The following is a 15351-nucleotide window of genomic DNA, read 5'->3' on the forward strand; positions in this document are numbered from 1 at the left end:
ACTCTGTATCGCTACAGTTGAAGCATGTACAAAGCGAAGCGTGTGACCATCACGGACATCGCCCGCCTGGCCGGGGTGTCACCGGGCGCGGTGTCGTTCGCACTGAACGGGCGGCCGGGTGTCAGTGAGCAGACACGAAAGCGCATCCTCACCATCGCCGAGGAGCACCAGTGGCTTCCGAGCTCGGCGGCGCGGGCGCTCGGCGGCGCGGGCGCCGGGGTCATCGGCTTCGCCGTCAACCGCTCGGCAGGCACCCTCGGTGCGGAGGCGTTCTTCACCGACCTCATCGCCGGTGTCCAGTCGGCCCTCGCAAAGAACCGCATCGCGATGCAGATGGTGCTCGTCTCCTCGATCGAGGAGGAAGTGGCGACCTACCGCCGCTGGCACAGCGCCAACCAGGTCGATGGAGTCATCGTCATCGATCCCCGTGACGACGACCCGCGTTTCCCGGTGCTGCGCGATCTCGCCCTCCCCGCAGTCGTGCTCGGCAGCCATGCGTCCGAGGAGGGCCACCCTGCGACGATCTGGCTCGACGACAGTCAGGTGGCGCACTCTCTTTTCGACTATCTCAGCGCCCTTGGACATCGCTCGATCGCGTACGTCGCCGGTCCTGCGGAGTTCCAACACACGCGCCTGCGCACCGAGGTGCTCGCCGGTCTCGAACGCGGGGTGAGCGGAGAGGTGATCGCCACCGACTTCTCGCCAGCCGCGGCATCCATGACCATGCGCCGCCTCCTAAGTCGACGGGAGCGGCCGACAGCCGTGGTCTTCGATAACGACGTCATGGCGATTGCCGGCCTTCGGGTCGCGCAAGAGATGGGGCTGTCAGTGCCGGTGGATCTCTCCATCGCCTCCTTCGACGACTCGGTCGTCGCTGGGCTCGTGCACCCGTCGATCACCTGCATCACCCGCGATACGTTCGGGCTCGGGGCGGCGGCAGCGGCGTTCCTCCTTGAGCAGATCGATGCACCCGACGTACTTGCGGACCGCATCGGCGCCATGCCGCAGCTCACTGTCCGCGAGAGCACCGCCGTCCCGCGCTAAGGTCTCAGACGACGGTGTTCCGAGAGGCGTAAGCGGTCCGGCTGACCGCGGGGCGGATGAGCTCGGTGATGCCGCGCGCGGCGAGGACCGCGGGCTTCGCCGCATCGATCGAAGTGACGATGGCCGGGTCGGCGCCTGCCGTGCAGGCGTCGACCCAGGCCTGGAATATCGCGCCGCCCGGGCTCATCGCGCCGCGGCTGATCGGCGTCTCGTTCTCGTCGACCTCGACGACGATGCCGAGGGTGCGGGCGGGGACGGGCTGCCGCTCGCGAAGCTCCGGGATGAGTTCGGCGAAGCGGCGTCCGATCGGCTTCACCGCGCCGTCCTGGTCGACGAGGCCGAGGGTGTACTCCAGCTCGGGGAAATCCGCGAGGCTGCGGCTTACGTCGTGCGAGCACCACCAGGTGACTCCCCAGAGGTTCTCGGTGCGCGCGACGGAGCGCAGCGTCGCCTCCAGGAAGCCCGGGGTCTGCGCAGGAGTCAGGCAGTTCGATGGGGCGCCTACCTCCTGGAGCCAGATCGCACGGCCGGGGTCGGTGGCGAACCCGCGGGCGAGTTCGATCATGTACTCGGCATGGCGGTCGGAGGCCACCGAGCGACCGCCATAACGTTCCGCCGTGCCGTTGAAGATCCACGAGTGCACGGTGGTCATGTCGCCGAGCCGGGAGGCGAGGGCGGGCGTGAAGCCGTGCCCGTCCATGTACCAAGCGGCGTCGTACTCACTGTGCACATGCTGCTGCGCAGTGGCGGAGGTATGGGCGGCATCGAGGAGCGTCGTGATCCAGTTCGCGGCCTCAGCCTCGGTGACCGGCCAGGGGGATGGGTGGGTCGGGGCCGAGAACTGGTTGGTCTCATTGCCGAGGGTAAAACCGAGGAAATTGGTGGCGTCCCCGAGCCGCTCGCCGAGGCGGGTGACCAGCTCAGCCTGTCCGCTCAGTGCATCGGGGTGCGTGAACATGTTCTTGTCGTGCCAGGTGGACAGCCAGGAAGGGATGAAGTCGAAGCTCGATAGGTGCCCTTGGATGACGTCCACGCTGACATCCAGTCCGAATTCCCCAGCCGCGTCAACTACGGCGCGGACGTCGTCCACGGCCTTCTCGCGGATCAGCGTGCGGTTGGGCTGGAGCAACGTCCACAGCGGGAAGATCCGCACATGGTCGAGGCCGATCGCTGCTAGCGAGGCGAAATCCCTGCGCACCTCGTCGAGATCCAGCGACATCCACGCGTGCATCCACTCGGACGACGGGGTGTAGTTGGCGCCGAAGCGCAGCGGGGCCACGGGGCAGGTCATCGCGGTCCTTTCCGGGAAATCAGTGTCTGGCCGGTGTCGTCCGGCACTGGACGGTTCGGCGCTCGGTGTGGCAAGCTATCGCCACTATACCGTTTTAGTAATAGGTTGCGACTGCGACCCATCCCGAGACGTAGCAGCCTGGACCCTTCGAAGGAGACTGTCCATGAAGATCCGAACGACTGCCGCCGCAGGCATCGCGGTGGCCACAGCACTCGCCCTCACCGCTTGTACGGGCGGCACTTCCTCGCCTGGCGATTCCGCCAGCGACGGAAAGATCAGCGGAAACATTTCTTTCCAGACCTGGTCGCTGAAGAACGACAAATTCACCCCTTACTTCGAGGACGTCGTCAAGGCGTTTGAGAAGGAGCACCCGGGCGTCACGGTCAAGTGGATTGACCAGCCCGCTGATGGCTACGAGGACAAGATCCTGCAGCAGGCCGGGTCCGGTGAACTCCCGGACGTGGTCAACCTTCCGCCGGAGTACGCATACTCGCTCGCTTCGGCCGGGCAACTCGTCGACTTGAAGAAAGGGTCGAAGATCCTCGGCGACTACGTCGACGGCGGCGTCGGCGCCTACAAGTTCGACGGCATCGACGGTTCGTTCGGCTTCCCTTGGTACCTGGGCACCGAACTGAACTACTGGAACAAAGACCTGCTCGCCAAGGGCGGAGTGACCGAGCCGCCCAAGACGCACGCCGCAACCTTGGACGCCGCGGCTACGCTCGCGGCGGGCGGCGTGCACACGATCTCGGATGTGCCCGGCCCCAAGTCGCTGCAAATCATGGTATCCGATCGCGGCGGGAAGCTCGATATCTACAAGGACGGCAAGTTCGTCTTCAACACCCCCGAAGCCGCGGCGATCATCCAGCGTTACGCCGAACTCTACAAGCTGGGGGCGATCACACCCGAGGCGCTGCAGAACGCCGGAACCGCCAATGCCAACGTCAACAACTTCAACAAGGGCACCGTGGCCTGGACAACCTCGGGTCCGAACTACATCGACAAGGATGTCTCAGTGAACGCCCCGTCGATCCTGCCCAGCGTCGAGGCGACCAACGGCTTCGGCAACCCGCCGCTGTTCGTGCAGGGCATCAGCGTCTCGGCGAAGTCGAAGAACTCCGCCACGGCGCTTGCCTTCGCAGAGTTCCTCACAAACACCAAGAACCAGATCGCTTTCGTCAAGCTCGCCCCCGGATTCTTCCCCGGAACAAGGGCCGCCAATGAAGACCCCTCCGCGTTCACCGAGACGGCGAAGAACAAGATGCAGGGCGTCGCCACCGACCTGGCCGCTTCGCAAATGAACAAGGCCCGGATGATGGGAGCCCCGAAGTTCACCGAGGCGATGGAGACCTACGCCAAACAGCAGATCGCCCTCGCGGTCAAGGGGGAAATCTCTGCCCAGGAGTCGCTGGACAAGGCCGTCGAGTACGCGAAGCAGAACGTCGCCAGCTGAGCCGGCGACGACGAGACGAAGGGGGCGGTCGCCGTGAGACGACAGCGCTGGTACACACCGTATCTACTGGTCCTACCCGGCGTGATCTGGATGGCCGTGTTCGCGCTCTGGCCATTCCTGAACACAGTCGTACTCGCGTTCACGAATGCCCGCCCCCTTCGCCCGGCGGAGTTCGTCGGCTTCGCCAACTTCGAGAAGCTACTCGAGGACGACCGCTTCGGCTACGCGCTGACAACCTCGCTGATCTATGTCGTCGTGTGCGTGCCGCTGCTGACGTTCCTCCCGCTGCTGCTCGCACTGCTCGTGCACAACAAGGTGCCGGCGATAGGGTTCTTCCGAACGACCTTCTACTTTCCGGTCATCGCCTCCGCCGTGGTCGTGGCGATCGTCTGGGAATTCCTCTTCTCCGGCAGCGGCACGATCAACTCCGCACTGAGCTTTTTCGGCCTCATCGACCGTCCGGTCGAGTTCCTCTCCGACCGCTGGTTGCTGATCGGATGTGCCATCGGGTTGACGGTGTGGAAGGGGCTCGGCTATTACATGGTCGTCTACCTGGCGGCCCTCGGGAACGTCGGCCGTGAGCTGCACGAAGCGGCGGCGATGGACGGCGCCGGCCGCTTGCGCCGGTTCTGGTCGGTGACCGTCCCTGGAGTACGCGGACCCATGATGCTCGTGTCGGTGCTCGTGTGCGTGGGGGCGACGCGCGTCTTCACCGAGCTCTACGTGCTCTCCAATGGCTCGGGGGGACCCGGCGGGCGGGCGATGAGTATGGTGATGCTCATCCAGTCGATGGGCAAAGGACTGAACGGCCAGATCGGCTACGCGTCCGCGATCTCGCTGGTGCTGTTCCTGCTGACCCTCGTTCCCCTGCTGATCGTCGGGATCGTGAACAACAGTGACACTATCCGCGAAGCGTTGGCGAGCAGGCGCGGGGCCAAGGCCGCGAAGACTAAACGCGGAGCGACAGTACAGGAGGCCCCGCGATGACTGCGACCCAGACGGGTAGAACGGTGAAGCCACCGCGGGAGAATCCCTACCGCACGCGCGGTTCGGCGGACATCATGAAACCCTCGCTCGGCGGCCTGATCGGCAAGTACGCGCTGCTTCTCGGCGTGCTGGCGCTCATGGTGTTCCCCTTCCTCTGGCAGATGTCGACCTCGCTCAAAGGGGCGTCGGAGAACATCTACGACTTCCCGCCGTCGCTGATCCCGGCGGCGCCGACCCTCGACAATTACGCCGAGGTGTTCCGCACGATTCCGGTGGTCGACTACGCTTGGCACTCCCTGCTCGTCGGCATCGGCACGGTGATCACCAATGTCGTGTTCGCGACACTCGGAGGTTACGCGCTGGGCACGATGAAGTTCCGCTTCAAGTGGGTCGTGTTGGCGATCTTCTTCTCTACGCTGCTGGTCCCGGGCGAGGTCACCCTGACCAGCCAGTACCTCACGGTCAAGTCATTGGGACTGGCGAACACGCTGTGGGGCGTGTTCCTCCCCGGGGCCGTTGCGGCGATCAACGTGCTGCTGATGACGGCCGCCTGCCGCATGATCCCGTCGGACACGCTGGATGCGGCAACCATCGACGGCGCGAACACGATGCAGCGCCTGCGCCACATCGTCTGGCCGAACGTGCGGGGCATGGTCTCCGTCGTCGCGCTCTTCGCGTTCATCGGCGCGTGGGACGACTTCCTCTGGCCCCTCGTTGTGCTCTCAGATCCTGCGAACTACACGCTGACCGTCGGAATGCAATATCTCAGCTCCAATTTCGCGGCGAACCCACGCGTGATCGCAGCGGGAACGATGATCGCGCTCGTACCGATCATCCTGCTCTTCGCGGTCTTGCAGAAGTGGTTCTTCAAGGGCGTCGAAGAGGGAAGCGTCAAGGGATGACCGACCCGATGATCTAGCCTTCTGGAGCGTTTTAGTGAACCATCGGCGTCGAGCCCGGAGAACAGCCCATGCATGATGACACCTCGCTCACCATCGGTCGCGTCAAGCGCGTCCTCGAGGAGCGCATCCGACCGGCGATCCACTCGGCATCCGTGCCTCTGGGCGTCGAGATCCACGAGCTCGCCGGCGAGCCGATCAGCCCTGCCGACGGGTTCGGGCTCGACTACGCCCCGTGGTCCGTCGGAATGCCATGGGGTCCCGCCTGGGGTACCACCTGGTTCCGGATCACCGGTCGCGTGCCGGCCGAGTGGGCAGGGCGCACGGTTGAAGCCGTGGTCGATCTCGGGTTCGATATCAACATGCCAGGCTTCCAGTGCGAGGCGCTCGTCTATCGTGCCGACGGCACTCCGGTGAAGAGCATCAATCCGCGCAACCAGTGGCTGCCGATCACCGCGGCGGCCGACGGCGACGAGGCCGTCGAGCTGTACCTCGAAGCGGCATCCAACCCCGTGCTGCTCGATTACCATCCGTTCCTCCCGACGCAGGAGGGTGACATCCTCACCTCGTCTGCGGAGCCGCTCTACCGCTCACGCAGGATGGATCTCGTTGTCTTCGAGCAGGAGGTCTTCGAGCTCTCGCTCGACGTCGACGTCCTGTTCGAGCTGCAGGCCGAGCTTCCGCCCACGTCGCCACGGCGCATGCGCATCCTGCAGGCCATGGATGATGCGCTCGATGTGCTCGACCTTCAGCGCATCGCCGCCACCGCTACAGTCGCCCGTTCGAAGCTTGCCGACGTGCTCGCGGCTCCCGCCGAGGCCAGCGCCCATCGCCTCTCGGCCATCGGCCACGCACACATCGACTCCGCCTGGCTGTGGCCGGTCCGTGAGACGATCCGCAAGGTCGCCCGTACTTCGTCGTCGATGACGGCGCTGCTGGAAGAGCAACCGGAGTTCCAGTTCGGCATGTCCAGCGCGCAGCATTACGCGTGGCTCAAGGAGCACCGCCCCGGGGTGTTCGAAGGAGTGAAGACCGCTGTGGCCGAGGGTCGCTTCCTGCCCCTCGGCGGCATGTGGGTCGAGTCGGACACGGTGATGCCGACGGGTGAGTCGCTGGTGCGGCAGTTCTCGCACGGTCAGCGGTTCTTCGAGCGGGAGTTCGGTATCCGCTCGAAGGGCGTCTGGTTGCCCGACAGCTTCGGCTACTCGTCGGCACTCCCGCAGCTTATGCGCCGCGCCGGCTTCGAGTGGTTCTTCACACAGAAGATCTCCTGGAACCAGCAGAACGTCTTCCCGCACCACACGTTCCTGTGGGAGGGCATCGACGGCTCGCGGATCTTCACGCACTTCCCGTCTATGGACACCTACAACTCGCAGCTGAGCGGGATGGAGGTCGCCAAGGCGTCGCGCCAGTTCAAAGAGAACCGGGTCAGCTCCCGGTCGATCGCGCCCGTGGGCTGGGGTGACGGCGGCGGCGGCACGACGCGCGAGATGACGGGCCGCGCCCGACGTTTGCGGAACCTTGAGGGAAGCGCCCAAGTGGTCTGGGAACATCCCGACCTTTTCTTCGACGCCGCCAAGGCCGAGCTGCCGCACCCGGCCGTCTGGGTTGGCGAGCTGTACCTCGAGTTGCACCGTGGTACCCTCACCAGCCAGCACGGCACCAAGTCACGTCACCGCCGGGCTGAGCACGCGCTCGTCGAGGCCGAGCTGTGGGCGGCGACGGATGCAGTCCGTGCCGCGAACGCGTACCCGCAGGCTGAACTCGACGAGCTGTGGCAGCAGGTGCTCCTGCATGAGTTCCACGACATCCTTCCCGGCACGTCCATCGCCTGGGTGCACCGCGAGGCGGTCGCCGTCCTCGACGACGTGATTGCCCGGGCACAAGCAATCTCGAATGCCGCGCGCCGATCGCTCGCCGGCGACGGAGACCATGAGCTCGTGTTCTCGCCGACGTCGGTCGCCGGTCCGCTGCCGCTCGGCGCCACCTTGGCCGTCGCCTCGGAAGACCGGGTCATGCTGGACGATTCAGGCGAGGACATCGTGCTGGAGAACGCGCTCGTGCGTGTGCGCATCTCCAAAGAGGGCCTCGTGGTCTCCGCGGTTGATCTCCGGACCGGACGTGACGCCGTCGCCGATGGCCGCGCGGCGAACCTGCTGCAGCTGCACCAGGACTTCCCGAACATGTGGGACGCCTGGGACATTGACCGCTACTACCGGAACAGCGCCACCGAGCTGCGCGATGTCACCTGCATCTGCTCCCGGCTCACCGAGGCGGGAGCCGAAGTGGTCATCGATCGCACATTCTCCAAGTCGGCCATCACCCAGACGATCACGCTGGCACCCGGCTCGCGGACGCTGCAGATCGTCAACGACATCGACTGGAACGAGACCGAGAAGCTGCTCAAGCTCGCGTTCCCACTCGACGTGCAGTCGGCACACTCCGAGGCCGAGACCCAGTTCGGCTATCAGTCGCGCGTCACGCACACGAACACGAGCTGGGAGGCAGCGAAGTTCGAGACGTCGATGCACCGCTTCGTGCTGGTGCGCGAGGCCGACTTCGGCGTCGCCCTCGTGAACGACTCGATCTACGGCTACGACACCTCCCGCGAGGTGGCGGACGATTCCGTGACGACAACCGTACGGCTCTCGCTGCTTCGGGCACCGCGCTTCCCTGACCCCGATGCCGACCACGGACGGCACGTCATCACGGTCGGCATGGTGATCGGCGCTGGTCCTGCCGAGGCCACCCAGGCGGGCATCGAGCTGAACGCCCCAGGGACCGTAGTCCGAGGCGATCACGACGTCGCGCCGCTGGTCTCGGTCCGGGGCGAAGGGATCGTCGTTTCCGGCGTGAAGCTCGCCGACGATAGCTCGGGCGACCTTATCGTGCGCGTCTACGAGTCGCTTGGTCGTCGCACGAACGGCGAGCTGACGGTCGACTTTCCGCACCGCGAGGTGCGGGAGGTGAGCCTCATCGAGGACGCCCTGGACGATGCGCGCCTCGGTGGCGAGCTGCGAATGCGGCCGTTCGAGGTGCGCACTCTGCGCATCGTGCGCTAAGGGTCCCCCGGCCCGACGCCCGGAGCACGAGGACTGGCCGACCAGGCGCGGCGGCAGTTCTCCTTGCTTACGGCAGAGACGGAAGTGGCGTGCGGCTGGGGTCTCAGATCCAGCCGCACGCCGTGTAGGGATCCTTAGATCCCTACACGTGCCCCAGGCCATGAGTCGCATGGGGGCGCACGACCGCATAGGGCACGGCCTGACATGCGGTCCATCGAGAATGGACGCCTTCATAGCGGCCCCCAACAGGTCCGCGAGGAGTCTCACTCCTTCGCATGTCAGGCACTAACTTTGTGTCGCCCGGGTGTGAATCGTGTCGCGAACTTCGCAAGATATCGGTGGAAGTCCGTCGAAATGCCGGGGCCATGACTTAGTTGGTGGAGTGGTTTTCCGGCATCGAACCGGTGAGATCCACGATGCGCCCGTTGGCCGCGGCCTCGCGCACTGACCAGATCGCTGCGATTGCCGCGTCCTCGTCCTTAAAAGCCTCGGAGGTGAGGAGCACGTCGCCATTTCCGGTAACAAGTTGGAACCGCAGACAGGCATCCGCGTCAACGTAGAGATTGAATTGTGAGGCCATTGTGGTGCTTCCTTGTCTGGGGGTAGATGCGCCCCGGGCCTTTGCGCGCCCAAGCGTTTGGATCATCGGCTTCGTCGACGGTTCCAGGCAAGAAAAGCCAGGTAGAAGGCCAGCAAGCCGCAAACGAAGTAGACGATCCAGTACGGGAATCCAATGTTGGCTTGGCGCCCTGCCAGGGTTTTCTGTTCCGGGGCGCCTTTGGGGATGTCTGCGATCCGGGAGGCGTGAACTAGGAGCCGGTGTGAGTTCACTCCGATGGGGGTACACGTTACCAAAGTGATGGAGTCCCCCGCGGTGATTTTCAGTGAGGAAATGTCATCCGGTTTGACCACTTCGATCCTGTCGACCTTGTAGAGGAACGTGTGGTCCATGACTTCGGTGGAGAAGATGTCACCAGTTTTCGCGCTGTGGAGGGGATTGAAGAGTTCCGCATTCGGGATCCCCGAGTGCGATGTGAGGACGCTGTGCGTGCCTGGGCCGCCTACGGGAAGGGAGGAGCCATAGAGGTGGCCCACGCCTTTGGCTAGAACGTCGTCGCTGGTTCCGTGGAAGATCGGCAGATCAATGTTCAGGGACGGGTAGCGGAATCTTCCGATCACGTCGTCGTTGGCTACGTTCAACTGGCTCTTATAATCCCGCAGCTGCCCTTCCAATGCCGGCATCGGGGCTTGGGCGGAGTACGGGTCCCGCAGCTGTCCGGCAGGGATCCGGGAGTTGTATTCGCGTGTCCGGTCCAACACTTTCGTCCGGGCCGAGGGTTCAAGCTGTTCGACTTCCTGCGCATAGCCGGAAAGTTGGCTGCTGTGGGATATCGAGCTGAACCAGTCAGCTGCCTGGGGGTAAAGGACCAGGCCCAGGCCGAATGCGGCGATGACCATCATCGTGACAAGTCTGCGGTCAGCAAGACCCGATCGGATGCGCTTGCTTCCCGCCGCCGGCCTCCGGGCCCTATGGCGCCGGGGAGGGCCTTCCGGTCCGGGTTCGGAACCCTCCATGAATTCTTTGAGGATTTGGGTCATTGGGGCCTCTTGCTTTGATGGACGGGAGCGGCATGGGGCATCCACCGCAGTGGTGGATGCCCCATACCCTGCATCAAGGGATGCGGGTCACCGAGGGGTGTTTACTTTGCCTCGTTACGCTTCCGTCGGCCGGTGACCATGAAGAGACCGGCGCCTGCCAGCACGAGGATCCCGCCGGCGGTCAGGGCCCAGGTTCCCACACCACCGGTGAGGGGCAGCTGGAACCCGGCGTTGTGCGGGACGTTGTTGATCGTCACTGTGACCACTGACGGGTCGTTGCTGGTGACCGTGGTCTCGACCGGCTGGGCGAGCAGCTCGTAGCCCGACGGGGCTTTGGTCTCCACGAGCCAGTAGCTCTGGTAGCCGGGCTGGCCCGAGGTCACTGTTGCCCCGTTGGCCCAGTTGGAGTAGCGCAGACCGGAGATCACCAGGTTGCCGCTGGCATCGGTGGTCCAGGAACTGACACCTCCGACGCTGATCGCGTTCGTGCCGGCCAGGGCATCGGCCCGGCTCGTGTAGACCGAGAACAAGGCCCCGGCCAGGGCCGCGGAGCTCTGGGAATCCTTCTTGTGGAGCACGATGTCGCCCCACTTGGTAATAACTGGAGGAGTGACGACCGGACCGTTGGGCTGGCCCGGAGTGATGGTGAAGCTGGCCGCGTTCGGGTAGACAAGAGCCGTGTTCGCGATCTCACCGACCGTACTGACGGTGGAGTTCACCGTCACCAGGACCTTGGCCGTGGGGTTGGCCGCGAGCACGGCCCGGCCGGTGGCGGTGAAGTCGACCGTGAGGGTATTCGTGGCCGTATCGAACGCGACCGTGTAATCGGTGTTCAACACCAGTGCCGCGTTGTTCGAAAGCGCCACTGTCGAGCTGGTGTAGCTCAGCTTCGGATCGAGCTTGTCGACAATCCGGTACCCATCGATCGGGTTGACGTTGGGAATGTCGGACGTGATGGTCCACGTTACCGCGTCACCGAGCTTGATCGCGGAGGCGTCGTTCACGGTCTTCGTCGCTGTAGTCACGGCGTTCTTGGGGTAGACGTTCACGTCATACAGCCAGCCGTTCCCGCCCGCGGGGTCCGTCATCGGAAGGGTCACCAGGAACGGGGCCGAGGGAGTGACACCAGCGGGATAGCCGGTCTCAGTCACCAGGTACAGGCCCAGGGGAAGGTTCCCCAGGCTCGCCGTTCCACTCGCGTCCGTCGTGGTCGTGGAGCCCGGGGTGGCCGCCTGCGCCGCGGCCTGGGCCGGCGTCAAGGCAGCAGCGGCAGTCCATCCCGCGTTGGTGGTCAGGTCAATGTTGTTGACCTTCTGCACCGTGAACGTCACCCCCGCCATCGGGGTCAGTGCCGCGGTCTGGGCCGGGGTCAGTGCCGTTCCATCGTTAGGCAGGTTCGTCGGCGTCGCCGGCTTCTCGTACTTATGGATGGTCAACGAACCTGTCTTGGACGGATCGATGTTCGCGGTGTTCGCCGCGTGTGCACCTCCGGCTCCGAGGGCGAGCATCCCAGCTGAGGCTATTGCGGCCAAAGAGGCTATTATGCCGCGCCTCACCTTCGATGATTTCATCGTGTTCCTTTCTTGTTTCCCCCATTGATTTGCGCGGAGCTGCGCTAAGGAGTTTGGGTTTGTGGGGACTTATTCGCTCGCCTGAAGACGATGAGGGCGAGGGAAATCATGAGGGCGAGGATCCCGAGAACCGTTCCGCCGAAGATGCCGGCAGTGCCTGGCCCACCGGCGAATGGAAGCTTGACGGACGCCATATCCAGAACGGTGATGGTCTGGTTGTTTGCCGTTACCGACGTTCCTGCGGTGGCCGGGTCCAAGGCGATGCTGCCGTTCGGCGCAATGGTGAACTTCACGGGGGTGGCCAGAAGCGAGTAGCCGTCCGGGGCTTTGGTTTCGAGCAGCCAGTAGGTCCCCGGAAGCAAATTCCTGACCTCGACCAGTCCGGGCGACCCGGATACCGGGCTGTTCACTCCGACGACGGTGGGGCCCATTTGCCCGGCAGCATCATTGTGGATCTCAAACGTCGAGCCGATCAGCGGGACGGTGGAACCCTGGATTGTCCCGGGTCCTGCCTTTTGCAGGAACAGGTGGCCGGTAGTGGGATTCGTGGTGAAACATGCAGGGTCAAGTGGCGCCGAGCCTCCGGTGACGCATCGTGCCGGAGGGAGGATCCCGTTGCCGGTTGCCCCGTTCTTCACTGTGACGAGCCATGCATTCGTGTTGACAGTCACCGAGTAGGTCAACACCGCCGCGCCGTTGCCTGGGAGAGTGAATGGAAGCGTGGCCAGCTTCATGTCAGGACCGGGGTCCGGGACTACGAGTGGTGTACCGCCATTGACGGTCAGCGTCGCCGAGCCGGGCGTGAACGTGGAGTTGTTCAGTACCTGGCTCAGGTCATCGCTGAGGATGACACCGGTGACGGGGGTGACGGTGGAGTTGGTGGCGGTCACCGTATACGTGATCACCCTGTTTGCGCTGGGGTCGCCCGGGTTGAGGTAAGTTCCGGAGGCCGGGAAGGCGGTCTTGCCCAGGGTCCACGAGCCCACGGGGTTGACAGTGCAGGTAATGCTGCCGTCCGGGCAGCTCGATGGCGGGATGATGGTGGCTGACGGTGTCAGGTAATTCTCGAGCGACGCATCACCCAGGTTGCCAACGCTATTGACCTTCACCTGATACGTGACGACGCTTTTCGCGCCGGCAGCCACTATGCCCGTGACGGCCAAGGTTTTAGGCGCCGCCCCCGAGTTGTTCGTGACAACCAAGGGAGTCCCGCTCGTGGAGGTCGTGGTGATGGAGTTGGCCAGGAAGCTCGAGGCATCCAGAACGTCCCCGAGCCAGTCGGTGTAACTGACAGTGGCCGGGGCAGTGCCGCTCGTGTTGTCGAAAGCCAGCGAGTAGCTCAGAACCTGCCCGGGCTGGACTACGGTCCCGGCCGCCGGATCCACGCTCTTGGAGGCCACCAGATTGGGCAGGAGGGTGGCGCAGGCGGAGTTGTCCGTCGTCGGGCCCTGCTCCTGGCCAGCCGGCAACGCAACCGAGTTGAACAGGCCGGTGCCGGGGCCCGCGCACGCCGCTGGTTGGCTGGTGTTCGTGTAGTGGAACGTCACGGCGAGATTGAAGGTCTGCGTGGCTCCCGGGCCGATGGCGATTCCCGGCTGGGCCAGCGCGTATGGACCGGGTGTCGGCGACGACCCACCAGCAGGAGCCCCGGTCCCGGTAGTCGTCCAAACAGCACTCGTTGCAGCCAGGTTCGGGGCGAACGCCGGAGTGTCGGCCAGGGTACCGTAAGTGCCGGCCGCCGAGCCGGTGTTGGAGACGGTGACGGTGTAGTTGGCGACAAAGTTGCCGTTCGCATCCGGACCGGTGACCGTGCCGGCCTGCTTGGCTACGTTGATGATCGGCTGGGCGGTGTTTGACAAGGTGCAGGTAATGTTCGCCCCGGCCACCGGCGTGATGGCCAGCGAACCGCTGAACCCGGCCCCGACGGGCAAACCGGCCTGTAGGCCGAACGAGTCCGTACAGGTAATGGTGCCGGCATAGTTCGCAAGGTTGGCCGTACCGGCGGCCGCTTCGGTCAGGGCATAAACGGTTCCAGCCGTGGCCACGTAGGCGCCGGTGGTGCCGGTTCCCGCAGTTACTGAGGATCCCGTACCTGTCGTGGTTGAGTTGGTGGTGTTGTTAACCACCGTGCCCGTCGCCCCGCCGGTGCGGATCTGCACGGTGAACTGGTCCGTTGCCGCCCCGCGCGGTGCTCCGAGCGCCTTGGTCAGGGTAATCCGCGGCGCCCGGACGGTCAGGGTGGCGTTCGACGGCGGGTTGAGATTGGTCACGATGTTGGCCGGGCCGTTGACATACGTCCCCTCCGCCGCGGCGGTCACGTTGAACGTGATGGTGCAGGATGCCTGCCCCGCGGCAAGATCACCGCCCGTCGCAGTGAAGGTGTTCGCTCCGGCAGTCGCCGTGCGGACGAACCCTGCGCCGGTCACCTGTGCACATGTTCCGCCGATCACGGGAGTCGGCGCGATCACGACGCCGGCAGGCAGCGTGTCGGTGATACTCCAGTCGTTCTTCGCCTTCAGGTCGCTGGTGTTGGTCACCGTGAGCGTCACCATGGACGTCTGGCCGGGGGCAATGAGCGCCGGACCGAACGATTTGTCCAACTGCGGGGTGACGTCGACGATCTGGGGCAGGTCGAACGCCACGTCGTTACCCGAGCCATTGGTCTGCGCGTTGTACAGCGACAGCCCGAGGTTCGCAGTCGTCCCGGCCGGAACCATGTACGCCGCTGACTGCAGTTTGGTCACCTGAGTCGACCAGTCAGTGGAACTCGTGCATGGGTTCAGCCCTGAGCTCAGCACGATCGGAGTCCCATTCACAAGAAGACTGAACGTCTCCTGCGGCTGACTGGCGCCGCCCTGGGCAGGACAGTTCACGGCGGCGAAATAGGCCGACACCGCGTAGTAGTGCCCGGCGATCGCGGGAATGGTCTTCACTGTGCGGAACTCCGTGCCGGCGGTGATGGAACCGCTCGACGCATTCGTGTACTCCGTCAGAGCCTGGTTCGTTTGCGCCTGCGCCGGGCTCTGCCCCTGCGCCACGCCGAGTGCTTGGGCCATGCTCCGAAGTGAGGGCCACGTCGTGCCGAGGTTCCGCTGGCAGCCAGCGTCGGAGGCCGGAGGGTTAGGCGTGGTCCAACTCATGATCCACCCATTGCACTGGTTCCCGGCCGGAGTCCACTGCGGGTCCGCCGTGTACGTCGAGAACGCGGCTGCCGCACCGCCGGTGTAGTTCAGGATGTTGATGGCAGCCGCGGAAGCATCCTGATTGGAAAAATCCTCGGTGTAGACCGGAGTACCCGCCTGAGGCACTCCCGGGGTTCCCGGCGTCGTCGCATATGCGGGTGAAGGCAAGGTACCGCCCAAACCAAGGCCGACAATCGTTGCTGTGAGGAGAATTGCCAGTAGCTTGGCTGGAAGGGACTGCTTCATAGGCTTTCTTGCTTCAC

General features: G+C 64.6%; 10 protein-coding genes. 5 read left to right on the forward strand and 5 right to left on the reverse strand.

The window, feature by feature from the left end:
- Positions 1–42: 42 nt before the first annotated feature.
- A complete protein-coding gene (locus ABD742_RS21450; protein ID WP_344788986.1) occupies positions 43–1044 on the forward strand; it encodes a LacI family DNA-binding transcriptional regulator in 1002 nt (333 codons plus the stop codon).
- Between the two features lie 4 nt (positions 1045–1048).
- Here ABD742_RS21450 and ABD742_RS21455 read toward each other — a convergent pair whose 3' ends face one another.
- Entirely contained in the window at positions 1049–2335 is a 1287-nt protein-coding gene (locus ABD742_RS21455) for a glycoside hydrolase 5 family protein (RefSeq protein ID WP_234753963.1), read from the reverse strand.
- Positions 2336–2498: 163 nt separating this feature from the next.
- Here ABD742_RS21455 and ABD742_RS21460 point away from each other — a divergent pair, with 163 nt between their 5' ends.
- The 4 genes from ABD742_RS21460 to ABD742_RS21475 all read left to right on the forward strand — a co-directional run bounded on the left by ABD742_RS21460 (position 2499) and on the right by ABD742_RS21475 (position 8736).
- Positions 2499–3788 (forward strand): extracellular solute-binding protein, encoded by a 1290-nt coding sequence (locus ABD742_RS21460; RefSeq protein WP_234753962.1) that lies wholly within the window; start codon positions 2499–2501, stop codon positions 3786–3788.
- Between the two features lie 33 nt (positions 3789–3821).
- On the forward strand, positions 3822–4775 hold the full coding sequence (locus ABD742_RS21465) for a carbohydrate ABC transporter permease (RefSeq protein ID WP_234753961.1): 954 nt from the start codon (positions 3822–3824) through the stop codon (positions 4773–4775).
- Positions 4772–5677, forward strand: a complete 906-nt coding sequence (locus tag ABD742_RS21470) for a carbohydrate ABC transporter permease (RefSeq protein WP_234753960.1) — start codon at positions 4772–4774, stop codon at positions 5675–5677. The genes ABD742_RS21465 and ABD742_RS21470 overlap by 4 nt, the downstream gene beginning before the upstream one ends.
- Positions 5678–5745: 68 nt before the next feature.
- Positions 5746–8736, forward strand: a complete 2991-nt coding sequence (locus ABD742_RS21475) for an alpha-mannosidase (RefSeq protein ID WP_234753959.1) — start codon at positions 5746–5748, stop codon at positions 8734–8736.
- A 370-nt stretch (positions 8737–9106) separates the two neighbouring features.
- Here the strand turns inward: ABD742_RS21475 and ABD742_RS21480 are convergent, their stop codons facing one another.
- The 4 genes from ABD742_RS21480 to ABD742_RS21495 form a co-directional block, all read right to left on the reverse strand.
- Positions 9107–9316: a YegP family protein gene (locus tag ABD742_RS21480; protein ID WP_234753958.1), complete on the reverse strand. Its 210-nt coding sequence runs from the start codon at positions 9314–9316 to the stop codon at positions 9107–9109.
- A 62-nt stretch (positions 9317–9378) separates the two neighbouring features.
- Positions 9379–10335, reverse strand: coding sequence for a class C sortase (locus ABD742_RS21485; protein WP_344788992.1), 957 nt, complete (start codon positions 10333–10335; stop codon positions 9379–9381).
- 101 nt (positions 10336–10436) lie between these two features.
- Complete coding sequence (locus tag ABD742_RS21490; protein ID WP_268819559.1) at positions 10437–11906, reverse strand: SpaH/EbpB family LPXTG-anchored major pilin; 1470 nt, start codon at positions 11904–11906, stop codon at positions 10437–10439.
- Between the two features lie 44 nt (positions 11907–11950).
- Positions 11951–15334, reverse strand: coding sequence for a DUF7927 domain-containing protein (locus ABD742_RS21495; protein WP_234753955.1), 3384 nt, complete (start codon positions 15332–15334; stop codon positions 11951–11953).
- Positions 15335–15351: the final 17 nt, after the last annotated feature.

The organism is Arthrobacter ramosus, from assembly GCF_039535095.1.
GTDB classification, from domain to species: Bacteria; Actinomycetota; Actinomycetes; order Actinomycetales; family Micrococcaceae; genus Arthrobacter; species Arthrobacter ramosus.